Source organism: Vibrio sp. Y58_MX_L22, from assembly GCF_024181865.1.
Classification (GTDB): Bacteria; Pseudomonadota; Gammaproteobacteria; order Enterobacterales; family Vibrionaceae; genus Vibrio; species Vibrio alginolyticus.
Genome location: NZ_JAMZAN010000001.1, coordinates 107,790 through 131,190, shown reverse-complemented (window position 1 = coordinate 131,190; position 23,401 = coordinate 107,790). Strand labels below are relative to the sequence as shown.

22 protein-coding genes are annotated in these 23,401 nt (G+C 45.5%); 14 read left to right on the top strand and 8 right to left on the bottom strand.

Annotated features, from left to right (window positions below; translation table 11 throughout):
* Positions 1 to 256 precede the first annotated feature (256 nt).
* From NL626_RS00540 to NL626_RS00530, 3 genes are all read left to right on the top strand, one after another.
* Positions 257 to 670, top strand: a complete 414-nt coding sequence (locus NL626_RS00540; RefSeq protein WP_053307087.1) for an NUDIX domain-containing protein — start codon at positions 257 to 259, stop codon at positions 668 to 670.
* 211 nt (positions 671 to 881) lie between these two features.
* Entirely contained in the window at positions 882 to 1,262 is a 381-nt protein-coding gene (locus NL626_RS00535; protein ID WP_005377611.1) for a hypothetical protein, read from the top strand.
* A 48-nt stretch (positions 1,263 to 1,310) separates the two neighbouring features.
* Positions 1,311 to 1,529 (top strand): hypothetical protein, encoded by a 219-nt coding sequence (locus NL626_RS00530; protein WP_054579285.1) that lies wholly within the window; start codon positions 1,311 to 1,313, stop codon positions 1,527 to 1,529.
* 103 nt (positions 1,530 to 1,632) lie between these two features.
* On the opposite strand, the gene NL626_RS00525 is transcribed toward NL626_RS00530, so the two are convergent.
* On the bottom strand, positions 1,633 to 2,448 hold the full coding sequence (locus NL626_RS00525; protein WP_025766660.1) for a sterol desaturase family protein: 816 nt from the start codon (positions 2,446 to 2,448) through the stop codon (positions 1,633 to 1,635).
* A 140-nt stretch (positions 2,449 to 2,588) separates the two neighbouring features.
* On the opposite strand from NL626_RS00525, the gene NL626_RS00520 reads away from it, so the two are divergent.
* Positions 2,589 to 3,338 (top strand): tRNA-uridine aminocarboxypropyltransferase, encoded by a 750-nt coding sequence (locus tag NL626_RS00520; RefSeq protein ID WP_021033873.1) that lies wholly within the window; start codon positions 2,589 to 2,591, stop codon positions 3,336 to 3,338.
* Between the two features lie 174 nt (positions 3,339 to 3,512).
* Positions 3,513 to 4,421: an N-acetylglucosamine kinase gene (gene nagK / locus NL626_RS00515; protein WP_005377586.1), complete on the top strand. Its 909-nt coding sequence runs from the start codon at positions 3,513 to 3,515 to the stop codon at positions 4,419 to 4,421.
* Positions 4,422 to 4,624: 203 nt separating this feature from the next.
* On the opposite strand, the gene NL626_RS00510 is transcribed toward nagK, so the two are convergent.
* From NL626_RS00510 to NL626_RS00485, 6 genes are all read right to left on the bottom strand, one after another.
* Complete coding sequence (locus NL626_RS00510) at positions 4,625 to 4,891, bottom strand: DUF2960 domain-containing protein (protein WP_005377584.1); 267 nt, start codon at positions 4,889 to 4,891, stop codon at positions 4,625 to 4,627.
* Positions 4,892 to 4,965: 74 nt separating this feature from the next.
* On the bottom strand, positions 4,966 to 6,744 hold the full coding sequence (locus tag NL626_RS00505) for a bifunctional molybdopterin-guanine dinucleotide biosynthesis adaptor protein MobB/molybdopterin molybdotransferase MoeA (RefSeq protein ID WP_253656886.1): 1,779 nt from the start codon (positions 6,742 to 6,744) through the stop codon (positions 4,966 to 4,968).
* Positions 6,741 to 7,328 (bottom strand): molybdenum cofactor guanylyltransferase MobA, encoded by a 588-nt coding sequence (gene mobA, locus NL626_RS00500; RefSeq protein WP_199267698.1) that lies wholly within the window; start codon positions 7,326 to 7,328, stop codon positions 6,741 to 6,743. The genes NL626_RS00505 and mobA overlap by 4 nt, the downstream gene beginning before the upstream one ends.
* Positions 7,306 to 8,025 (bottom strand): energy-coupling factor ABC transporter ATP-binding protein, encoded by a 720-nt coding sequence (locus NL626_RS00495; RefSeq protein WP_017820675.1) that lies wholly within the window; start codon positions 8,023 to 8,025, stop codon positions 7,306 to 7,308. Before NL626_RS00495 ends, mobA begins: the two co-directional genes overlap by 23 nt.
* 50 nt (positions 8,026 to 8,075) lie before the next feature.
* A complete protein-coding gene (locus tag NL626_RS00490) occupies positions 8,076 to 8,774 on the bottom strand; it encodes an ABC transporter permease (RefSeq protein WP_005389524.1) in 699 nt (232 codons plus the stop codon).
* Between the two features lie 6 nt (positions 8,775 to 8,780).
* Positions 8,781 to 9,599 (bottom strand): substrate-binding domain-containing protein, encoded by an 819-nt coding sequence (locus tag NL626_RS00485; protein ID WP_005389522.1) that lies wholly within the window; start codon positions 9,597 to 9,599, stop codon positions 8,781 to 8,783.
* 334 nt (positions 9,600 to 9,933) lie between these two features.
* On the opposite strand from NL626_RS00485, the gene NL626_RS00480 reads away from it, so the two are divergent.
* The 3 genes from NL626_RS00480 (at position 9,934) to NL626_RS00470 (ending at position 15,177) form a co-directional block, all read left to right on the top strand.
* Positions 9,934 to 11,385 carry a sigma-54 dependent transcriptional regulator gene (locus NL626_RS00480; protein WP_213880424.1) on the top strand — a complete coding sequence of 484 codons (1,452 nt, stop codon included), beginning with the start codon at positions 9,934 to 9,936 and terminating at the stop codon, positions 11,383 to 11,385.
* Positions 11,375 to 13,414 (top strand): cache domain-containing protein, encoded by a 2,040-nt coding sequence (locus tag NL626_RS00475; RefSeq protein WP_253656885.1) that lies wholly within the window; start codon positions 11,375 to 11,377, stop codon positions 13,412 to 13,414. The genes NL626_RS00480 and NL626_RS00475 overlap by 11 nt, the downstream gene beginning before the upstream one ends.
* A gap of 170 nt (positions 13,415 to 13,584) precedes the next feature.
* Positions 13,585 to 15,177 (top strand): ABC-F family ATPase, encoded by a 1,593-nt coding sequence (locus tag NL626_RS00470; RefSeq protein ID WP_025766654.1) that lies wholly within the window; start codon positions 13,585 to 13,587, stop codon positions 15,175 to 15,177.
* Between the two features lie 240 nt (positions 15,178 to 15,417).
* Here the strand turns inward: NL626_RS00470 and NL626_RS00465 are convergent, their stop codons facing one another.
* Positions 15,418 to 16,242: a formate dehydrogenase accessory sulfurtransferase FdhD gene (locus NL626_RS00465; protein ID WP_017820681.1), complete on the bottom strand. Its 825-nt coding sequence runs from the start codon at positions 16,240 to 16,242 to the stop codon at positions 15,418 to 15,420.
* Between the two features lie 323 nt (positions 16,243 to 16,565).
* Here NL626_RS00465 and NL626_RS00460 point away from each other — a divergent pair, with 323 nt between their 5' ends.
* The 6 genes from NL626_RS00460 to NL626_RS00435 all read left to right on the top strand — a co-directional run bounded on the left by NL626_RS00460 (position 16,566) and on the right by NL626_RS00435 (position 23,395).
* Complete coding sequence (locus NL626_RS00460; RefSeq protein ID WP_017634910.1) at positions 16,566 to 17,030, top strand: DUF3305 domain-containing protein; 465 nt, start codon at positions 16,566 to 16,568, stop codon at positions 17,028 to 17,030.
* The gene (locus NL626_RS00455) at positions 17,020 to 17,649 is read left to right on the top strand and encodes a DUF3306 domain-containing protein (protein WP_225455418.1); all 630 of its coding nucleotides are present in this window, start codon (positions 17,020 to 17,022) and stop codon (positions 17,647 to 17,649) included. Before NL626_RS00460 ends, NL626_RS00455 begins: the two co-directional genes overlap by 11 nt.
* 308 nt (positions 17,650 to 17,957) lie before the next feature.
* Positions 17,958 to 19,619, top strand: a complete 1,662-nt coding sequence (locus NL626_RS00450; RefSeq protein WP_253656884.1) for a 4Fe-4S dicluster domain-containing protein — start codon at positions 17,958 to 17,960, stop codon at positions 19,617 to 19,619.
* A gap of 9 nt (positions 19,620 to 19,628) precedes the next feature.
* Positions 19,629 to 20,255, top strand: coding sequence for a molecular chaperone (locus tag NL626_RS00445; RefSeq protein ID WP_005377544.1), 627 nt, complete (start codon positions 19,629 to 19,631; stop codon positions 20,253 to 20,255).
* Between the two features lie 73 nt (positions 20,256 to 20,328).
* On the top strand, positions 20,329 to 20,529 hold the full coding sequence (locus NL626_RS00440) for a twin-arginine translocation signal domain-containing protein (protein ID WP_005377542.1): 201 nt from the start codon (positions 20,329 to 20,331) through the stop codon (positions 20,527 to 20,529).
* Positions 20,530 to 20,539: 10 nt separating this feature from the next.
* A complete protein-coding gene (locus NL626_RS00435; RefSeq protein WP_253656883.1) occupies positions 20,540 to 23,395 on the top strand; it encodes a formate dehydrogenase subunit alpha in 2,856 nt (951 codons plus the stop codon).
* Positions 23,396 to 23,401 lie beyond the last annotated feature (6 nt).

Below are 23,401 nucleotides of genomic sequence, written 5' to 3'. Positions count from 1 at the left end.
GCAGAACCTCGGTTCTGCTTTTTTGTTACGGCTACCCATTCAATGGCTCCTATTTGCATTGCAAAAGTGAGTTACATCTCATCTCGTTCATTTCTAAAGGGTTTAGTTATCACAACGTGATGTTAATGCTTTGTTCGAGGGACTCGTTGACTAGAATGTCGCTAGAATTCAAAGGAATGAATCATGCAGCTTCATGCGATTTCTTTATATCCAGAGAAAGCTAAAGCCTTTTGCTTGAAGCATAAGGAGTGGTTTTGTGATCGATAAAGTTTGCCCCGTCGTTCTACGTAATCAAAATCAAGAGATCCTACTTTTTAAACATCCGTTGGCGGGTGTTCAGCTCGTCAAGGGCACTGTCGAAGTGTTTGATGAAAGTTACATCATAGCAGCCAAGCGGGAGCTCGCTGAGGAGTCTGGTATCACACATGTTCGTTCCGCACGATATTTATGCTCATGGGATAGTGGCTTTCAAAATCAAGTGTGGCATTTTGTTTTGTGTGAGTGTGCTGACCTCGCTAATTCATGGCTGTTTCATACGCAAGACGATGGCGGACATGATTTCGCGTTCTTCTGGCACGATGTCGAGAGCGGCCTTCCCGCGAATGCACATACTGTGTTTCAGCGCGGGCTGGAAAAGGTACGAGAGTTGATAAACCAAGGCGTGATTTAAAGGAGGATTCTGTCATTGCATTGGCGGATTTGGGCGAAACGCCACAGTAAACACTATGCTTCTACTAGAAGCAAATAAAGAAGGTAGAGCAGCCGTTACTGTTCTCATCGTGTTGATAATGGCACTGTCGATCTCAAAAATGGCGATGAGATTACAAATGTTTAAGTGACTTCTATATGCTTTGCTCATTCATTCAGATAAGGAAACGGTAATGGATAAATTCGTCGTGTTTCTCTTATGCCTTTTTATGACAGTTGGCGGAGTGGTTCATCTTTATGACAACATTGTTGGTGGCTTTTTACCTTACGATTTTGCGCCACGCTGGTTGAATATGTATTGGAGCGCTTTGGGACTATTGGACTTATTAGCAGCGTATCTATTGGTCAAGCATCGCCGCTCTGGCCTAGTTGTTATGTTATTGATTCTTATAACCAATGTTATCTTTAGTTCCCACGCTCACTATACATTAGAAATATTAGATAACAACGTCGCCCTACAAATGAAGACACTGTTTTTAGGGTTCTCATTTGGGGTATCTATCTGGTTATGGAATGCGCGAAAACATAGTCAATCACGCCAAATATTTCGTTAATTATTATTTTCACAACACTCGATTAAGGATTGTAAACAGGGACTCGTTATGAACGATTTTAAAGACTTGGCCAGTTTTGCTGGTTTCAGCGTACTGACAGGTTTGAGCTTTGCCACCACTTTCTTCAGCCTTGCTTTTCTATACAGCTCAATGGAGGCACAGCAAGTAATGAACACCAATGCTTTGGCATGTGCAGTGCTTGGTGTTGTTGGTTTATTTGTTGGTATTACTCAGTTAAACAAAAAGCGTCAGCTAGCAGAAAACTAATCTGTTCTTACACATCATGAGGATGAAGTAGTGTTTAACAGGGGTTTAGGCTTGGTCTATTCGTTTTGTTGACATACTTCATCCAACAATATTTTTTCAACCATTACTTCTTCTCTTTATTGTAGCGAAAGGGCTGCGTTAAAAGCTTATCTAATCTTTGCTCTTCTTCGTCTCTAATTTCCGGCACACCAATAACAACATCTTCATGACCCAACTTAGGCTGAGCTCGGTATGTCCCAAAAAAGCGGTCCCAAACTGAAAGGAAAAAACCAAAGTTTGAGTGGGTCTCTTTTACTATCACTGAATGGTGCACGCGATGCATGTCTGGTGTAACGATGACGTTTCGCAGTTTTTGGTCCATAGATAAAGCCAGTTTTGCATTACTGTGATTAAACATCGCGCTCGCATTAAGCACAATTTCAAATACCACAATTCCGATAGGTGAAACACCTAAGATAAACACGGCTGCAATTTTTACTCCCATTGAAATGATTATTTCGAAGGGATGAAAGCGTGCGCCTGTAGTGACGTCTATGTCGAGATCGGCGTGATGCATTCTGTGAATCTTCCACAGCGGCTTTACATGATGAAAGACAACATGCTGAGCGTAAATGACGAAATCAAGCAAAATGACGGTTAGAAAAATGTTTAACCAATCGGGGAGGGACAGAATATTCAGCAGCCCCCATTGTTGCTCCTGAGCTATGACCGCAGCTTGAAAGGCGGCGATAGGCATGATTAAAGCAATAACTAGGCTGTTAAAAGCGACCAATGACAAGTTATTGACCCAGCGAAACCTGCGCGAAGCGGTCAGTGTTTTTCTAGGCAATTTGTTTTCCCAAATGGCACAAAGCAATAATACGCCAAGGAAAAAGCCTAATCTGAGCCATGAGGGTTCTTGAAATGTCGTTTCTGTCACTGTCATTCCCTTATTTATTTCTTTATCTATGACCGAGATAAGAGTGAAATTATTTCAACACACTGCTGATGGGCTTATCTTGAGGCGAAACCATAATATCAGTAGAATCGCGCTCTACTTTTTACTTGGCATTACTTACCATGAGAATTCACGCTTTCCACCGTTTATATCAGTACCGACAATCTATCTCAACCAAGCCTTTCAACGCGCGTGGATGTAAAGTGGTTCGTTGCCAATATTGCCAGGTTTCTGAGCAACACTGTTTGTGCGACCTTCAGCCAAACATCAAGGCCAATATTGCATGTATGTTGATTGTTTCTGAAAACGAAGTGTTTAAGCCAAGTAATACCGGTCGTCTAATCGCTGATACGATTCAAGAGACTTACGTGTATCAATGGAACCGAACAGAACCGTCTGAAGAGATGCTAGCGCTACTACAGGATGACAGTTACCAACCGGTGATTGTATTTCCTGCAGACTATGTGGATGATCCCTCTCGTTTAATTGAAGATCTAGAGCCAGGGCGATTGGTAAAAGAAGATGTCGAGAACAAAAAATGGTTGCTGATCTTTATTGATGGTAGCTGGCGTGAGGCACGAAAGATATTCCGTCGTTCTGATTTTCTTAAATCTTTGCCTGTGCTTTCCATTGAGCCGGAATCTCTGTCTGAATACATCATGCGCCGCTCCGAGAATGAGCAGCATCTTTCAACCGCCGAAGTCGCGACATTAGTTTTAAAACAAGCTGGTGAGCCTAAAGCTGCGGAATGCCTTCAATTGTGGTTTGAAGCCTTCAGAGAAACTTACATGCTGAGCAAGACTCGAGTCAAAAACGACCCTAACCAGCCTCACTTGAAACGTTTCAAAGAGTGGATGAAAACCGAGAGCTGACTCTAAGGAATGAGCTTTTGTTGATGGTATGTTGTTCAACTGGCTTCGGTGAGGGGATAAATCTGCATTCGGTCACGGTTTGCAGGCGTACAGATATGGATAATGCCATCAGTTTATACTTTTGACTCTAGCCATTTTGAGAGTCGTTTGAAGCATTTTTTAGGAGAGAAATACATGTATTACGGCTTTGATGTCGGTGGCACTAAAATTGAATTTGGTGCATTTAACGAGAAGCTTGAGCGTGTAGCGACGGAACGTGTACCTACACCAACAGACAACTACGAGCTGCTGGTTGATACCATTGCGGAATTGGTGAATAAATACGATACAGAGTTTGGCTGCGAAGGTACGATTGGTCTTGGCTTGCCAGGTATGGAAGACGCCGATGATGCAACGGTACTAACAGTTAACGTTCCTGCGGCAAAAGGCAAACCACTTCGTGCTGATCTGGAAGCTAAAATCGGTCGCAGCGTAAAAATTGAAAACGATGCAAACTGTTTCGCGCTTTCTGAAGCGTGGGACGAAGATCTTCAAGATGAACCATCTGTACTAGGTTTGATCCTTGGTACTGGTTTTGGCGGTGGCTTTATCTACGAAGGTAAAGTATTCTCTGGCCGCAACCACGTAGCGGGTGAGGTGGGTCACACACGTCTTCCTATCGACGCATGGTTCCACCTGGGCGAAAACGCACCATTACTTGGCTGTGGCTGTGGCAACAAAGGCTGTTTAGATAGTTACCTATCTGGTCGTGGTTTCGAGCTTCTTTACGCGCATTACTACGGCGAAGAGAAGAAAGCGATCGACATTATTAAAGCGCACGCAGAGGGTGAAGAGAAAGCAGTAGAGCACGTCGAGCGCTTTATGGAGCTGCTAGCAATCTGCTTTGCAAACCTGTTTACTGCAACAGACCCACACACCGTTGTACTTGGTGGAGGCTTATCTAACTTCGAATTGATTTACGAAGAGATGCCAAAACGCATCCCTAAACACTTATTGTCTGTAGCTAAGTGTCCTAAGATCATCAAAGCAAAACACGGTGATTCAGGTGGTGTACGCGGCGCTGCGTTCTTAAACATCAAGTAGTGACTGAAACCTTACTCGATACAAAGTAAGAAGAAATTTAAAGCCCCGTTTAGACCATCGAGGTAAAACGGGGCTTTTACTTGTATATCGAAGTAACTTATATACCCAAGTAACTTCTATATGCTTGGGTATAGAGCACGAACAAAAAATAGCATGCATAAAAAACTCGCGACGAATCGCGAGTTTTCTGTTTACAGCTAAGCTTATTTGTTCTTTTTGCCTACGCCTAGGTTTTCTTTTTGAGCTAGGGTGATTTTACTAAAGCCTAATTTTCTGAAGTAGTTGTCGCGGTAGTTGCGCACTGCTTTAGTGTCAGACACTGCTTCGATTTGTTGCTCCATCTTTAGGAACTCAGTGATATCGATACCTTCTGCCTCGGCAACTGCTTCTTGAATGTTGCGGTGTTGCTGGTATGAGAATGTCAGTTCTTTGTCTTGGTCTTTGTAAGTGTAAAGAATGGTGCGAGCCATAGCTGTCTCTCTGAAAAGGTTTCTGTATTAAACAAAAAGGCCAGACTCGCTGACCTTTGAATTTCTAGTTTGAGCTAGATTCTGCCTTGAAGTGGGATAATTGTCACGCTTTCTCCCGCTTTTACTGTATCAATAGCTGGGGAGATTTCGATCAAACAGTTTGCCTCACTCATTGAGCGCAAAATACCAGAGCCTTGCTTGCCTGTTGTACGAACGGTTAAACGGCCAGTTGCATCCAGTTCATAGACGCCACGGCTAAACTCGGTACGACCTTGTCGAGAGCGAAGGTTTTCAGTCGCGATGGCATTCACTTTCAGAGGCTTCCAGCCTTGTTCGCCTTGCATCTTACGCAGTGCAGGCTCGACAAAGTTAATGAAAGAGACCATCACGGCAACAGGGTTGCCCGGCAGACCAAAGAACGGCTTGTTGTTGATTTGACCAAACGCGAGTGGACGTCCCGGACGCATGTTGATTCGCCAAAAATCGATTTGACCAAGTTTATCCAAGGCAAGTTTGATGTAATCCGCATCACCAACAGATACGCCACCAGAAGTCATAACCACGTCCGCTTGCGCCGATGCGTTTTCCAACGCTTCAATCATTAACTGTTCGTTGTCTTCCAGAATACCGAAATCCAAGATCTCGCAGCCGAGCTTTTCAAGCATGCCCATGATGGTAAAACGGTTGGAATCGTAGATAGAATTCGCTTTTTGCTCTGTTCCCGGTGGTTGTACTTCGTCACCGGTGGAGAACACGGCAACTTTCAATTTGCGGAATACATTCGCTTCACCAAAGCCAAGCGAAGCGATCATGCCCATCTCTGGAGAGGCGAGGCGAGTACCTGCGGTAAAGACGTCACTGCCGATAGCGAGATCTTCACCTGCTTGACGAACGTTTTGGCCTGCTTTGATATTCGCACCGTTAAAAGTGACCTTGTCACCTTCTTGAATGGCTTGCTCACGCATGACCACTGTATCGCCGTTACGTGGTGTTGGTGCGCCAGTCATGATCTTAACTGCTTGACCAACTTCCAGAGGCTGATCGTAAGCATGGCCCGCCATCACTTCAGCAACCACTTGGTAGCTATCACGGTCAACATCATCACTGCGGATGGCATAACCGTCCATCGCGGAGTTGGTGTATTGCGGCACATTTACTGGTGAAACGATATTTTCCGCAAGAACGCGGCCATAGGCGTTTTCAATCTTGCATGCTTCTATTTCCGAAACCGTGTTCACCAAAGAAAGGATTTTCTCTTGGCCTTGAACCACAGAAAGGAAAGCAGGAGAAAGTGTGTCGCAACATGCGGCTTCTTTCTCTTTGTTTTTTGGCGCTTTCGCTTCTTGAACGTATTGAAGAACAAATTGAGCGATGGCATCCAAATCATTGATGTTCATTTGAGGGAGCTCAGAATCTAACTCCGCACTGTCGGAAGCGATAGCAATGATGTTTTCATCGTTTGGATAAAGCCAAGGTTTACCCACTTCTTCACGATGCAATTCAATTTTAGGAAACGCGATGTTTTTGCAGCCTTCGACCAAAACCACATCAAGCATGTCTTCATCAAAACGTGTTAATAGGTATTCAAACTCCGCTTCGGCTTCTGGCGTTTCTGTCATTAACGCAAAACGGTTGCGAGAAGCAATCAGCATTTGAGATGCGCCAGCTTTGCGTAAACGGTAGCTGTCTTTACCCGGCTTATCGACATCGAAGTTGTGGTGCGCATGTTTTAGCATGCCAATGCGTAAACCTGCTTCGGTCAGCTTTGGCAATAGGGCTTCAAGTAGCGTGGTTTTGCCTGTGCCTGAATAAGCTGCAAAACCAAGAATAGGAATGTTTAGCGTGTGTTTCATAATTCTAATTGTCCAAATTGCGCCAGTTCTTCCGGAGTGTTCAAGTTGACGAAACAGTTTGGTGAGTCGCTAAAGTCAACGTAACTGGTGTTGCACTCTTTGTAGAGCAGAATGATTTTGCGGTCGCCACGTTCTAAAAACGCGGTGAGTTTTGGCAGTACGCGCTTGTGGTAGAGCGTAAAAACAGGTTGCTGATGGTCACCATCATGCGCGACCAAAATATCGCTGTCTTCTTTGACGAACTGGCAGAAACGCTCGACAAGGTCGGTGTTAATTTGTGGACTATCGCAAGGTACAAATCCGACCCAGTCAGTTTCAGCATGCATCAAACCCGCGTGAATACCGCCCATAGGCCCAGGGAAATCTTTGAATTGATCACTAAATACGAAACCAAATTTGCTGTACGCATCTTGGTTTCGGTTGGCATTAATTAAAATGCGTGGAGTTTGTGGAGATAAACGTTCAATAACGTGTTCGATGAGTGGCTTCTGATTTAACTCAATCAGACCTTTATCTTTTCCACCCATACGGCTGGCTTGGCCACCAGCCAAAATGACCCAACTAGTTTGTGTTGGTTGAAGCATATGCATTCTCTTGGGATGTTTCTTTTGGTATGACATACAACAGAGGAGACTCTATCAAAGTCTTGTCTTTAATCCACCACTGTTTTTTACATAAGTCGGTCAGTGCGTTGGCCTGATGGCTTGTCACCACGATACTGGAACCACGATCCAAAAGATCTTTCGCCATCACTACCAATCGTTCAATGGATTCTTGGTCTAAAGACGCACTTGGCTCATCCATCAATAAAATCGACGGTTTTAAAATCCAAGCCCTTGCCATGGCAACGCGCTGTTTTTCACCGCCGGACAACACGGAAATATGTTCGTCCGCTAAGGTTTCTAAACCTACCATGCGCAGCGCGTGAATAACTTGAGCTCGCTTATCTTTTTGCGTGTCTTGTTGATATTTCACTCCATAGACTACGTTTTCATATACAGTGCCGTCAAAAAGGTAAGGGGATTGATGGAGATAAATCACATCGACACGACCATTGCGACACGTCAGTCTTTTCAGCCACGTATCTTTTGGCGCAACAACATCGCCAGTAGAGGGTTTGAGCAAGCCAGCAAGGATTTTGAGTAGGGTAGTTTTGCCCACACCATTGTCACCCTTGAGATAAATGGCATCATTTGGGCCGATGGCTAACTCAGGGATGTGGAAAAGCACACGCTCTTTAAAGCGCATGGATAACTGTTCGGCGGTGATTTTTATAGTCATAATTCGCCTCGACATGGGGTTAATGGTGAGTCGTTTGTTTGCTTCATGTTCTATGTTCTGAGGTAGCCTTTGCCTCTCATGCTTGACAAGAAGAAGTTTAGAGCCAACGCTAAAGATAGTAATACAATTCCTAATGCAACTCCTTGCGCAAAAGCACCTTTACTGCTTTCCATTGCGATAGCCGTGGGAATATTTCGCGTCACGCCCATAATGTTCCCACCAACCATCATTGAGCAGCCCACCTCGGTCACGATACGTGAAAACCCTGCAATGATAGCCGCAAGTAGAGGAAAGCGGGTTTCCCAAATCATCGTAGCTGCCAAGCGCGGAATGGAGACGCCCAGCGTGATGGCAGTTTCCACTGCACGACGGTCGCTAGATTGTAATGCACCATGCATCATCGATACCAAAACAGGGAAGCAGATCACCATTTGGCCGAAGATCATTGCCTTCTGAGTGAACAGCATTTGCCAGTCTCCCCAAGGGCCAGCACGCGACAGCAACATGTACAGCAACAGGCCAATCACCACGGTAGGGACCGCTTGCAGCGTATTTACGATCGACAACAAAAACCATTTACCGCGAAAGTCGGTATACGCCAGTACAAAGGACATCAAAATAGCCGGCAATACCACTAGTGATATTGCCGTGATAGAAACACTAAAGGAGACCGCAACGATCTCCCATAGGTCTGCATCAAAATTCACCAGTAAGCGAAGCGCTTCCAGTGTTGTATCAGCAAGATTCATATTGCGTTATTTGCTCTCAGCATTCGCAACAAACAGTTGTTTACCGTTTAGGCGGAAACCATTGATAAGTTCCTGTCCGCGAGGGTTTACCAACCAATCACTGAATGCCTTCGCACCTTGGTAGTTAATCGTTGGGTAACGCTCAGGGTTAACAAGAATAACTTGGTACGGGTTAAACAGTTTTTCATCGCCTTGGAACAGAATTTCTAGATCCAATTTGTTTTGGTAAGCCAGCCATGTGCCGCGATCCGTCATGGTGTAGCCTTGCATTTCAGACGCCATGTTTAGAGTTGGGCCCATACCTTGACCTACGCTACGGTAGCCACCAAAGTTCGGTTCGATTTTAGTTTGAGCCCAGAAGCCCATTTCTTTTTTGTGCGTACCAGAATCATCGCCGCGAGAGATGAACGTTGCGTTTTTGTTTGCGATCTCTTTGAATACATCTAACACGCCTTCGTCATTTTTGATTGTTGCTGGGTCAGCTTTCGGGCCTACAATCACAAAGTCGTTGTACATTAGCTTGCGAGGTAAAACGCCGTAGCCTTTCTCAACAAATGCGCCTTCAGCTTTTGGTGCATGTGTCATCACCAAATCTACGTCACCGTTTTCGCCCATTTTTAAGGCTTTACCCGTACCTGCAGCAATAACATCGACTTTGTAGCCCGTGTCTTTTTCAAATTGTGGAAGCAGGTAATCAAGTAAACCTGAATGGTAAGTACTGGTTGTGGTTGCAAGGCGAACATGTTCTCCGTCTTGAGCAGAAAACGCAGAGTAACTTACAAGCGTGATAGACGTTGCAGCCAGAGTTAGCGCAATTTTTTTCATTTTTATGTGTTCCTTTCCAATGATTCTTTGGAATCTCTCCAGGTTTTAGGGAGAAGCCTTTTTGGACGAGAGCGATTAGCGTAATACGTAAGTTGTCTTAGGGTGTTGGAATAAGCAAACATCAACATCCTGAGATCACTTAAATGCGCTCCGTATCCACCTTATAGCAAACAAGATGCCAACCTTTTACAAGCTTAAAGTGCTTGGTTTATGCACTAAATCATGGGGTTATTTGCATAAAAGTTTGCGTTGGTACAAAATGTCGCACTTTTTGTAGGGTATCTCTGTTTAAACTTGGTACACTCTGTCCCATTGAAATCCATCTGGGGTAAATATGTCTACTCAATCCCATCTTAGTACAAACCAACAATATAGCGCCTTTTCCGTACTGGTCGTCGATGATGAATTAGGCATGCAAGCCATCTTGAAAAAGGCATTGGGTAAGCTTTTTTCACATGTCGATACAGCTGGTAGCATCGAAGAAGCAGAACTACTGCGTAATTCTCGACATTATGATCTGATCTTACTGGATATTAATCTGCCAGGGCGTTCTGGAATTGAGTGGGAAGAAGCGTTTGAAGATGATGACAAACGTGCCGATGTGATTTTTATGACGGGTTATGCGGATTTAGAAATTGCCATTCGAGCGCTACAGCTCGGTGCTTCCGACTTTATCCTCAAACCATTCAACCTTGAGCAGATGTTAAAAGCGGTCAGTCGCTGTATGGATCGCCGTTTGAACGAACGCATGCAGTACGCCATGACACGCGATTACCAACGTCACAATACCTCAGAGATCATCGGCGGCTCAGAAAAAACGCGTCTGCTTAAGCAACTTATTAACCAATTTGCACCATCACGCGCTTCTGTTTTGGTGGAAGGTGAGTCGGGTACGGGTAAAGAACTAGTTGCACGAGGTATCCACCAGGCGAGTGGGCGAACGGGCCCGTTTGTGCCAATCAACTGCGGCGCGATTGCACCAGAGCTTTTAGAAAGTGAGTTGTTTGGTCATACAACGGGCGCGTTTACCGGTGCAAAAAAATCGCGTGAAGGTTTGTTCCGTGTTGCGAACGGTGGCACCTTATTTCTTGACGAAATCGGGGAGATGCCACTTGCAATGCAGGCATCATTATTACGCGTGTTAGAGCAGCGTACGATTCGCCCTGTCGGTTCAGAAAGAGAGATCAGTATTGATGTCCGTATCGTAGCGGCAACCAACCGAAACCTGCAAGAAGAGGTCAATCAAGGTAATTTCCGCAGTGACCTCTATTACCGTTTAAACGTTCTGAAAATTGAAGTGTGTCCGCTGCGAGAGCGCAAAACCGACTTATTTGAGTTGGTGCCATTTTTCAGCAATATGCTGACGCGCGAGCTCGGTATGCCTGCGCCCAAATGGGCTCACGAGGATATGGAAGCCATGAGTGAGTACGATTGGCCGGGAAACATTCGTGAGCTGAAAAACTTGATTGAGCGTTGTATCTTGCTTGGCAAACCACCTGCACACTATTGGCGAGAGCTGAATGGCGGGCATTCACTGCCTAATGTATCGATTACTGTTTCTCACTCTGCTGAGTTACCAACCTTTAGAGAAGGCAAAGAATTTACTGGCGAAGGCTATCCAAACAGCTGGACGTTAAAAGAAGTCGAGAAAGCACATATTAAACAAGTCGTTAACTTGCATGAAGGCAATAAGTCTGCTGCTGCTCGTGACTTGGGCGTAGCTCGCAAGACCTTAGAACGTAAGTACAAAGAATGGGATTCTGAGGGTGAGGAATATGCCGACTAACGGCCCACAGCACAAAGGATTGTCAAAATGGACGCACCGTTTTAAAACCATGGTGCGTTATCGCTTGTTATTCTTAACCTCTGCGCCGATTTTCCTCACATTGTTAGCTCTGATCGGCATTACCATTTATTGGTCTATTCATTACACGTGGCAAAATGCGCTGCTTGATGTCTCGGAACGTCTTGGTGTTGCAAATAACAGTGTAACGTTGTTACAGCAAAAGCAAGCCAATTACGTGCGGGCGTTTGCCGATTCGTACGATTTCCGTATTCGCATTAATCAAGGAACGCCACAAGGTGACCTGCAAAAGTGGGTCACAGAGCAGAAGAAAAGATATGCTTTAGATTTTCTCTCTTTCCAACGCGTTAATTCCATGGAAAACAAATTCCGCTTTATGGATCTCACCAAGCGCGAATCGTTTTTTGATGTACTTAATAAAGAAGAACTCGAACGCCTCGATCCTGAACTCGCCAAACGAGCAGAAGTGCCTATTCTTGCTGATGGTGACAGGGAGGCGCGTGGGTTAGTCAGTCGAACCGTGATTCCGGTATACAGCCAAGCGAACGATTTGATCGGCTTTCTTGATGGTGGTTTGCTCCTTAACAACAGCACAGTGCTGGTGGATCAAATCCGCGATCTCATTTACTTAAGTGATAATGACCGCCTTCGCCCTGTGGGTACGTTGACGGTATTTCTCGATGATTTGCGTGTGAGCACCAACGTTCCTTTAGACAGCGATCATAGACTAGGGCGCGCCATAGGCACTCGCGTGAGCGCCGAAGTGTATAACCAAGTACTTTCTAAGGGTGAACAGTGGGTTGATCGCGCTTATGTGTATGACGCTTGGTATATTACGGCGTATCAACCGATCAAAGACCAATACGACAATGTTATTGGTATGCTTTATACCGGTTACCTCATGTGGCCATTCGTTAAAGCCTACATGACCAACATTGCCGAAATCAGCTTGATTACGGTTATGTTATTGCTGGTTTCTGGCGTGATGGTATATCGCGGTTCTTATGATCTGTTTCGACCGATCGAACGCATTCACAAAGTGGTGAAGCAGGTCCAACAAGGTAAAGAAAAACGGATTGGCCCGTTAGGATTAGATGCCGATCATGAACTTGTGCAGTTAGCCAGACAGTTTGATGATATGTTAGACGCGCTAGAAGAGCGCAAAATTGAACTGAAAAACTCCGCAGCTCAACTTGAATGCAAAGTTCAAGAGCGTACGGCAAGCCTGAGAGAAAAAACCCAAGATCTTGAACTGCATATTCAATTGCTCAACCAAACCCGCGACAAACTCGTTGTTCATGAAAAACTGGCAGCGCTGGGAGAACTCACCGCGGGGATTGCTCACGAAATTAATAACCCAACCGCCGTGATTCTTGGCAACGTAGAATTGATCCATTTTGAATTGGGTGACGATGCAAGTCGAGTACAAGAAGAAATTGATGCGATTCACGCGCAAATTGATCGTATCCGCAATATCACACGCAGTTTATTGCAATACAGTCGCCAAGGCGGTGTTCAAGATGAAATCACTTGGCAACATGTCAATCCTATTATTGATGAAAGCATCACCTTGGTTAAAACTGGCACCAAGAAACGCGACGTTGAGTTTGTGACTGACCTACAAGCGCATACGTCCGTTGAGATAAACCGTCACCACTTGCTACAAATCTTAGTTAATTTGCAAATGAACGCCATTTACGCAATGAGCGGTAAAGGAACTTTAACAGTAGTCAGTGAAGACTGGATTGAAGAGGGCGAAGTGAAAGGAGCTGCGATTCATGTTATCGATGAGGGCTGCGGTATTAAACCAGAAAACTTGAGTCGAATCTTCTCGCCATTTTACACAACGAAACGAGAAGGCACAGGGTTAGGGCTATCGGTCTCCCAAAGTATTCTCAGCCAAACGGGTGGTGAGTTAAAAGCAGAGTCTGAATGGGGAAAAGGCAGTAAATTCAGTATTTATTTACCTAAAAAAGCCGAACTGATCCTAGAGGTGACGAACATCGCTTAGTAACTTTTTTGTATTTAATGACGCATTTATGTTTACGCTTTTGCTTCTTAGAAACCTTACAATGATTTCACTTGGAGTGAATTAATAAAAACAACACTTGCAGTATGTAGCATGAACAAGTACCGTTGCCCGGTTTTTCTAAATACACCCCAATTGCTAAGGTAAAGGTTTTGATCTCCACAGCGAATATTACTCAACAATTCGGCGCTAAGCCGCTATTCGAAAACATTTCAGTTAAGTTCGGCGAAGGCAATCGCTATGGCTTAATTGGAGCTAACGGTTGTGGTAAATCAACCTTTATGAAGATCCTCAGCGGCGAGCTTGAGCAAACCAGCGGTAACGTAAGCTACGATCCAAACGAGCGCGTTGCAAAACTGAACCAGGACCAGTTCGCTTACGAAGAATTTACGGTAATCGATACCGTTATCATGGGTCATAAAGAGCTATGGGAAGTGAAGAAAGAGCGTGACCGCATCTACTCACTTGCTGAAATGAGCGAAGAAGACGGCATGAAAGTGGCTGACTTAGAAGTTCAGTTTGCTGAAATGGACGGCTACATGGCAGAAGCCAAAGCGGGCGAACTTCTTCTTGCGGTGGGTATTCCAATGGAGCAGCACTTCGGTCTAATGAGTGAAGTAGCACCAGGCTGGAAACTTCGTGTGCTTCTAGCGCAGGTTCTATTCGCAGACCCAGATGTGATGCTTCTTGACGAACCTACCAACAACTTGGACATGGACACAATTCGTTGGTTGGAAGATACGCTAAACGCGCGTAACTGCACAATGATCATCATTTCGCACGACCGTCACTTCCTAAACTCAGTATGTACACACATGGCTGACTTGGACTACGGTGAACTACGTGTTTACCCAGGTAACTACGACGAGTACATGACGGCGGCTTCTCAAGCTCGCGAACGTCTACTAAACGACAACGCGAAGAAGAAAGCACAAATCGCTGAGCTACAAACTTTCGTTGCGCGTTTCTCTGCAAACGCATCGAAAGCAAAACAAGCGACATCTCGTGCGAAGCAAATCGACAAGATCAAATTGGACGAAGTGAAAGCGTCTAGCCGTCAAAACCCATTCATTCGTTTTGAACAGTCTAAAGAGCTGTTCCGTAACGCTCTGATTGTAGAAAACCTGAGCCAAGGTTTTGAAGAGGACTTGTTCTCAGACTTCAATGCAATTTTTGAAGTGGGAGAGCGCGTTGCGATCATCGGTGAAAATGGTGTGGGTAAAACAACACTTCTAAACACGCTTGCTGGTGTACTTGAACCGCGTGCTGGTGAGTTCAAATGGTCTGAAAATGCAAACATCGGTTACTACGCGCAAGACCACGCGCATGACTTTGCAGAAGACATGAACCTAACGGATTGGATGGGTCAATGGCGTCAAGAAGGTGATGACGAGCAAGTCGTTCGTGGTTTCCTTGGTCGTATGCTGTTTGGTCAAGATGACATTAAGAAGTCAGTAAAAGTACTGTCTGGTGGTGAGCAAGGTCGTATGCTGCTTGGTAAGCTAATGATGCACAAGCCAAACATGCTGCTAATGGACGAACCAACCAACCACATGGACATGGAATCGATCGAATCTTTGAACACGGCGCTTGAGCAATACAAAGGTACGTTGTTCTTCGTCTCTCACGACCGTGTATTCGTAGACTCACTAGCAACGCGTATTATCGAAATCCGCGATGGTAAAATCACAGACTTTAAAGGCACTTACTCTGAGTTCCTAAAATCTCGTGGTGTTGACGCGTAATTACTCGCAAAGCGTTTAAAAAGCAAAAGCCTCGCTATTTAGCGAGGCTTTTTTGATATTTGGCCTTAATCCTTAAACTGACCTGTTATATACGCATAGAGCCCGACTACGCCAAAGGTAATAATCATAGAAAGCATGATACCGCTGGGCGTAAGCAGAAAATTCCACAATTGGTCATTATTCATAGTCCACATCCTCTGTGAATCCGCATTATTGGTTTTAGTTTACACTGAAAAGGTGTTATTGGTTGCCTTTTACATCAAATTCAACCTTGTCGGCTCCTGTAAACACTTGGAAGCGCAAACCTTTCGCACGCGCAATGGTTGTAATACCAAATTGCTTCGCTAGATCTAACCCCATTTGAGTAACGCCAGAGCGAGAAAGCAGAACAGGAATGCCCATTTGAGCCACTTTAATCACCATCTCTGATGTAAGGCGACCTGTTGTGTAGAAAATTTTATCTTCACCTGTTTCTTCTTTGAGCCACATCTCACCTGCAAGTGTATCCACTGCGTTGTGACGGCCGACATCTTCCACAAATGATAACACCTCATTACCTTTGCAAACCGCACAGCCGTGTACTGCGCCCGCTTTTTTGTAGGTGTCGTTGTAATGGGTTAACGCTTCCAGCGCAGAATAAATTTCTGACTGCTTAAGAGGAACTTGAGGCACTTGATAATTTTCAAGCTGCTTCATCACGTTGCCATACATAGTGCCTTGGCCACAACCTGAGGTGACGGTTTTCTTTTTCAGGGCGCCTTCTAAGTGCTCAGTGTTTTCTTTAGTAATCACCGCTGCGGAATGCGTTTCCCAGTCAATAATAACGGATTCAATCGCGGCTGGATCGGACAGGAAGCTTTGGTTTTTTAAATAACCCAGTACTAGTGCTTCTGGACGCGAACCCAGCGTCATGAGCGTGACCACTTCTTTCCAGTTCAGCATGACCGTAAGAGGACGCTCGCAAGCGATTTGCTTCGTGAGCTTTTCGCCGTACTCGTCGTACACATCGACTTCAATGGTTTGCAGGGGATTTTCACTGGTTTTAATAATATTTGGTTTCAGCACAGTCGTGTCCTAGTGATTAAGAGCGTTAGGTTGCTACGCATTTTAGCTTGTTAAGTGGCTAGCAAATCTCATTCCAAAATAGCGGTTCGCACAGAAATTGCGAGGTTTTATGTCAACAATGCATTAAAACTGCGAGTTCGCAGTAATGACACATCAATACATTTGAGTTTCGTCTAGTTTGGTACTTATAGCCTGAGGGAGTATATAGACTAAGTTATATCAGCTTGGCGCGTTTATTGCTTCGAAGACAATAAAAATGGTCGAAAACGGGGGCAAAATGTCCTGTGTGTTTTCAGACCAAAAATAGAAAGACTGGGTGAGTTATGTCGGATAAGAAAGATTTCGAAAAAAATTACGAAAAGACTGAGGATACATGGCCAATCGGCGTAGAGCTTGTTGAGCATGAGATCAGTACAGGGATTTGGGTGACAACCCAATGGCAGTTGACAGGATTTGCGCTGAATCCGACGGAAGAGACTCCAGATGTTTGTCCGTTGCAATTACATAAAGATGAACGTACAGACTACCGCTTTAACTTAAGCTCTCTGCAACCTAAACTCTTTTTAGTGATGGATAACGTCGAGTCTGGTGAAAAACCAGCGATACAGTTACTGACGGCTTCACAATCTGTTGCGGCGCAATATATGGATGGTGATAACCTTGTACTATCTAACGATATGCCGTTAGCCGTTCAGGCTTGGATGGAAGCCTTTATCGGTCGCCACGGTGAGTTGTTAGAAGTAAGACGTAAGAAACGCAAGGGAGCGGGCAGAGCAAATGGCAACTAGTTTTTTAAGCCGTTGGTCGAAACGTAAGTTAGAAGAATCTTCCCAACATGATGAAGAGATCACGCCGATAGCAGAGACGGCGCAATCCGAAGATAGTGTCACAGCGCTTTCAAACGCTGACGAAAGCTCAGATGCTTTGAACGTCAATGAGGATAGTCAGGCTCCAGACATTACCGCGAGTGTAGAGACTGAAAAAACCGAAGAAATGTCTGTGGCGCAACTGCTGGTTTCTGAAGCCTCAGAAAGCGTCAAGAAAGCTGCGCTGCGCAAAATGTTCTTGTCCGAAGAATTTAACGTGCGTGACGGCCTAGACGATTACGATGATGATTACAGTAACTTAAAGTCACTTTCTCAAGACGTCGCTGAGACGCTGCGTGATTGGGTTAAAGACAAAGTGGAAGACGAACCAGACGCTGAAACTGCGCAAGGGTCTGAGCTTAACGCTAACGATATCGCATCTGAGGTAGTTGAAGACGCAGAGTCAAACACCGACAAAAGTGGCCAAATTACTCAAGATGAAAATGAACTGTATATAAATACAGTTCCTGGCGAAGGTGATACTTTTGCTGAAGAATCACAGCCTAACGAGGTGAGACAAAATATACCACACAAAGAATAGGTACATTTTGACTAAACACTCAATGAGCCGGCTGAGACAAAATGTCTCAACCGGTTTTTTTATCCCTACTATTTGCCAGCAAAATTGATAACCTATTGATTTTTAGTTGATATTTTATTGGCATGACGCTTGCTATCTGTTGCTCAATACCAATCTGGTTGAAGTTAGTACGGACGCACTGCGTAGTATTCATCGCCTATAGATGGCGGAATAAGAATGCTCATTGATAAGTTAATCAGCAGAATCTCCGGCGCTAACTACACTAAGAGATGGAAAAGACTATCCATGTTCATAAATGGAATTGAGCAATGCTGAAACAATTATTAGAACAAGCAACTTCCAATAACGGTAAAGCGAGGCTGTACGCTTTCGAAAATACCGTAGAGTTGACCAATCTTATTCCACCAACCGTAAGCTATGAAAGCGGCGGTAATACTTTGATTGTGGGCCCAACAGCAATCATCGAAAGTGCGGCAGCGCAATTGTCGCAAATGAACAGCCTAACGCTGCTTTCTACCGATGGCGAAAAGGGCACAAATCCCGAGCTTTATTACGCCAATTCGGTTCAGGTTTCAGGGTTCTTAGGTACGTTTGAAGTTCTGATTGAAAATCATGGTTCGACCAACAATCTTGCCAAGGTCGCGATCAATAGCGATTGTTTCGATATCGTACTCGATCTTTGCCTTAACAGCTGCATGTCGGAAGAAGTCCCAGTACCGGGCTACTACCCAGTAGGTCGTGGCTATCCGAAACTGGCTGAAGCGTTGGAAGAGATTCCAACCTTAATGGGGACGTTCGATAAACCGAAATTTTTCCGTTTAGATACCGATTTATGTGCACACAGCTCTCGTGGCGTAAAAGGTTGCGAACGGTGTGTGGATGCTTGTCCGGCTGGGGCACTATCGAGTGAAGGCAGCGACAAAACGGGCCATCGCATCGAGATCAACCCATACCTATGTCAAGGCGTGGGTACTTGTGCTACAGCGTGTCCGACAGCAGCGATTCATTACGCACTGCCAAACCCTGAAGATACGCAAAAGTTTATTGAACGTACGCTCGCCAACTATGAGCAAGCGGGTGGTTTAGATCCTATCGTATTGATTTGCAGTTCTCGCCACGAGAGCTACAACGTGATGGCACTAAAAGCACTGCCAGATAATGTGATTCCAATTGTGGTGGAAGAACTGCCTTCGGTTGGTATTGATACTTGGTTCGCCGCGCTTGTGAATGGTGCTACTCAGGTGCTGTTTGCGGCTTCACGTTTTATGCCTCAAACCATTATTCGTGTACTTAATAGCGAAGTAGGTATTGCTCAAGAGCTGCTCGGTCAGCTTGGTATCGCCAAAGAAACCATCGACATTCTGTATCTAGAGTCACTACGTGAAGGTGCTCCGACACTTTGTACCGAGTCTTTTGATTTGGCATTAGGAGACTTGCAAGGCAACAAACGTCAGCGTCTATTTACGGCGTTGGATGCGTTGTCCGCATCACGTATTCCAGTTGAGAACATTGTTGAACTTCCAGCGAACGCACCTTACGGCACAGTCTCTTGTGAAAGTAAAGATTGTACGTTGTGTATGAGCTGTGTGGCGGTGTGTCCAACACGTGCATTGCATACGGACGGTCGATCTCCGTCGCTTAAATTCGTCGAGCAAGACTGCATTCAATGTGGGCTGTGCGAGAAAGCGTGTCCAGAGAAAGTGCTGACGCTTACTCCTCGTATGAACTGGGTGAAAGAAGAACGCCAGAAAGCGGTTGTGATTCATGAAGAAAAGGCAGCCGAGTGCATTCGTTGTCACAAGCCTATTGCTCCGCAATCGATGATCGACATGCTACAAAACAAGTTACGCGGTCACTCTCATTTCTCTGATGAAGCGGCGATCAATCGTATCGCGATGTGTGAAGACTGCCGTGTGATCGACATGTTTGAGTCGATGGCAGAAGACCCAATGAAACAACTGAAATACTAGGAGCTCGCAGTGGACACACAACAAGAACAAACACTGAGAACAGACATTTATCTCGTACTATCTGCACTTTTTCGTAGTGCGCCTAGTGATGAAATGCTGGCGTTCCTGAAGTCGCTAGAAATTGAACCGTCTGAGAGCGCGATGCAAAAAGCTTGGCTCGCACTGCAACAAGCCGCGAACGAAACGCAGCGAGAAGCGTTAGAAGAAGAATATCAAGATCTGTTTATTGGCATTGGACGTGGTGAAGTTGTGCCATTCGGATCTTGGCATCGCACTGGCTCGATGATGGAAAAACCGTTAGCGGAAATTCGTCGCGATTTGGATCTTTTAGGCATCGAACGAGAAGAGAACGTGAAAGAGCCTGAAGACCATATTTCTGCACTGTGCGAAGTGATGGCAATGCTGACAGGTGAAGAGGAAGAACTTCAACAAGCGGTGTTTAACAAACACATCGCCCCTTGGTTCCAATCTTTTACGCGCCAACTAGAGAGCGCAGAAAGCGTGAACTTCTACAAGCCAGCTGCACAGCTTTGCGATGCGTTTTTAACGTTAGAGCAAGTGCGCTTTAGCGTGAACACCAAAAGCAGTAAGAACAAATTAAAAATTGATGTGAAAAACGTCACTGATTACGAGTAATCGAGCAGTACTTGGTCATATCGATAGAGAGGCATGAGTCTCCAAAGATCTACCGTAAGGTAAGGAAGCAATGATGAAAGATAATAAAGAAATAAACACAAGCCGTAGGGATCTCCTAAAAGGCTTCACAACCGCTGCCGTTGCCGGTGCTGTTGTTGCGGGAACCACGAAAGTGGCCGTTGCTTCAGAAACGGTTGAGCCTTCTGAAAATGACGTGAAGAAGAAAGGGTATCGTGAAACTCAACACATTCGCGATTACTACGACACACTTTAGGAGATAACGGATGAAACTTGTCAAACGCTCCGACAGTGTGAGCAAAGAAACGAATCAGCTTGGCGTATCTCGTCGTGCATTCATGAAAAACACTTCGCTTGCCGCTGGTGGCGCAGTGGTTGGTGCTAGTCTATTCGCACCGGGAATGATGAAAAAAGCGCAAGCAAAATCAGTCGATCCAGAAGCGAAAACAGAAATAAAACGTACTATCTGTTCTCACTGCTCAGTGGGTTGTGGTATTTACGCAGAAGTTCAAAATGGTGTTTGGACGGGTCAAGAGCCTGCATTCGACCACCCATTTAACGCCGGTGGTCACTGTGCAAAAGGCGCAGCACTGCGTGAACATGGTCACGGTGAGCGTCGTCTAAAATACCCAATGAAGCTTGAAAGCGGGAAGTGGAAAAAGCTTTCTTGGGATCAAGCGATCGAAGAAATCGGTAACAAGGTGATGGACATCCGTAAAGAGTCCGGCCCTGATTCGGTTTACTTCTTGGGAAGCGCAAAGCACAGCAACGAACAAGCGTACTTGTTCCGCAAAATGGCATCACTTTGGGGTACGAACAACGTTGACCACCAAGCGCGTATTTGTCACTCAACAACCGTGGCGGGTGTAGCGAACACTTGGGGTTACGGTGCGATGACCAACTCTTTCAATGACATGCACAACTGTAAGTCGATGCTATTCATTGGTTCAAACCCAGCTGAAGCACACCCAGTAGCGATGCAGCACATTCTGATCGCAAAAGAGAAGAACAACTGTAAGATCGTCGTAGCGGATCCTCGTCGTACACGTACGGCAGCAAAATCGGATCACTATGTATCACTTCGTCCTGGTTCTGACGTAGCATTCATTTGGGGGGTGTTGTGGCACATCTTCGAAAACCAATGGGAAGATAAAGAGTTCATCCGTCAACGTGTATTCGGTATGGATGAAATCCGTGCTGAAGTAGCGAAATGGACGCCAGCAGAAGTTGAGCGCGTAACAGGCGTAAGCGAAGAAGACGTTTACCAAACAGCAAAACTGCTTTCTGAAAATCGCCCAGGCTGTATTGTTTGGTGTATGGGTGGTACTCAGCATACTACTGGTAACAACAACACACGTGCTTACTGTGTGCTTGAGCTAGCGCTTGGTAACATTGGTAAATCAGGCGGCGGCGCAAACATCTTCCGTGGTCACGATAACGTACAAGGCGCAACCGACCTTGGCGTACTTTCTGACACGCTACCGGGCTACTACGGCCTTTCTGAAGGCGCTTGGCGTCATTGGTCAAAAGTGTGGGAAATCGATTACGAATGGATCAAAGGTCGTTTCGATGACAACGCTTATAGCGGTCAGAAACCAATGCACAGTGCAGGTATTCCTGTATCTCGTTGGGTTGATGGTGTACTGGAAAACAAAGACAACATTCGTCAACGCGAAAACATCCGTGCAATGTTCTACTGGGGACACGCAGTGAACTCTCAAACACGTGGTGTTGAGATGAAAAAAGCGATGCAGAAGTTGGACATGATGGTGATTGTGGACCCATACCCAACGGTTGCTGCGGTAATGAACGACCGTACCGACGGCGTTTACCTGCTTCCTGCAACAACACAGTTTGAAACACACGGCAGCGTTACCGCTTCTAACCGCTCTCTACAATGGCGTGATCAGGTGATTGAACCTTTGTTTGAATCAAAACCAGACCACGAAATCATGTACCTGCTTTCGAAGAAACTGGGCTATTCCGATCTTCTGTTCAAAAACATCCGTGTTGAAAACAACCAGCCGGTGATTGAAGACCTAACGCGTGAATTCAACAAAGGCATGTGGACGATTGGTTACACAGGCCAAAGCCCAGAGCGTTTGAAAGCGCACCAACAAAACTGGCATACGTTCCACAAAACCACATTGGAAGCGGAAGGTGGCCCTGTCAACGGTGAAACCTACGGTCTACCTTGGCCATGTTGGGGTACACCAGAAATGAAACACCCAGGCACGCACATTCTGTACGATACGTCTAAGACGGTTGCAGAAGGTGGCGGTAACTTCCGTACGCGCTTTGGTGTGGAATTTGAAGGCAAGAGCCTACTTGCTGAAGACAGTTACTCGAAAGGCTGTGAGATCAAAGACGGTTACCCAGAGTTCACTGACAAGTTATTGAAACAACTTGGTTGGTGGGACGATCTAACTGCTGAAGAGAAAGTGGCAGCAGAGGGTAAAAACTGGAAGACTGACCTTTCTGGCGGTATTCAGCGTGTCGCGATAAGGCACGGTTGTATTCCATTTGGTAACGCGAAAGCGCGTGCGATTGTTTGGACGTTCCCAGACCGTGTGCCACTGCATCGTGAACCACTTTACACACCACGTCGTGACCTTGTAACGGATTACCCGACTTGGGAAGACAAAGATGCCATCTTCCGTGTACCTACGTTGTATAAATCCATTCAAGAACAAGACAAATCGGGCGAGTACCCAATCGTTCTGACTTCTGGCCGTCTGGTTGAATACGAAGGTGGTGGTGAAGAGACGCGTTCAAACCCTTGGCTTGCCGAGCTTCAACAAGAAATGTTTGTTGAAGTGAACCCGAAAGACGCGAACGATCTTGGCTTCAGAGATGGTGATGATGTTTGGGTTGAAGGTGCAGAGAAGGGACGAATCAAGGTGAAAGCAATGGTAACGCGTCGTGTGAAACCTGGTTTGGCGTTCATTCCGTTCCACTTTGGCGGTAAGTTCGAAGGTGAAGACCTACGTCCTAAATACCCAGAAGGTACACAGCCTTACGTTGTTGGCGAATCGGCTAACACGGCAACCACTTACGGTTACGACCCGGTTACCTTGATGCAGGAAACCAAAGTAACTCTATGTAACATTCGTAAAGCGTAAGGAGTC